This window comes from Lysinibacillus sp. GbtcB16 (assembly GCF_019091145.1).
GTDB lineage: Bacteria > Bacillota > Bacilli > Bacillales_A > Planococcaceae > Lysinibacillus > Lysinibacillus fusiformis.
On the sequence record NZ_JAGXJV010000124.1, the window covers coordinates 1 to 471 of the forward strand.

The window sequence follows — 471 nt, forward strand, 5'->3', positions numbered from 1 at the left end:
GTTCAGTGCCGCTTCTTTTCTTAAATTAAGATATGGAATACCATAGTATTCTAAGTTCATAATTAGAGCATCCTCAAATGGTTTCCATGTATTAGCTCCTTTGTATTCATTAAAGCCAAACGGCAAAATAAAACCAATAGGCTTTTTTGGGTACTTTTGCAACAAACCTTCACACAGTACCTTCATTGCCCCATGGATAGTTGATTTATCTGTACTTCCGAATGTCCCGATAGGGGTATTACCTGAATAAGCATAATCATTGATTCCACCCATAACGGTGATGATATCAGCGTCACTTCTCATATTCGAATAGCGAACACACATCCCTGTATTATCACCTTTATCTGTTATACAAGTACCACCAACACCATAACTAACAGCGGTTACTCCCGTCTTTGTTACTATTTGCTCATGATACGTTTTTACAGGCGTTCCAACTGTTTCAACACCTGTCGAGTTATCCCAGTAACC

The 471-nt window shown here is 38.6% G+C and carries 1 protein-coding gene; it reads right to left on the bottom strand.

Annotation, left to right across the window (positions count from 1 at the left end; translation table 11 throughout):
* Positions 1 to 471, bottom strand: a 471-nt coding sequence (locus KVT27_RS23655; RefSeq protein WP_483307977.1) for an SGNH/GDSL hydrolase family protein, incomplete at both ends; no start/stop codon positions are given.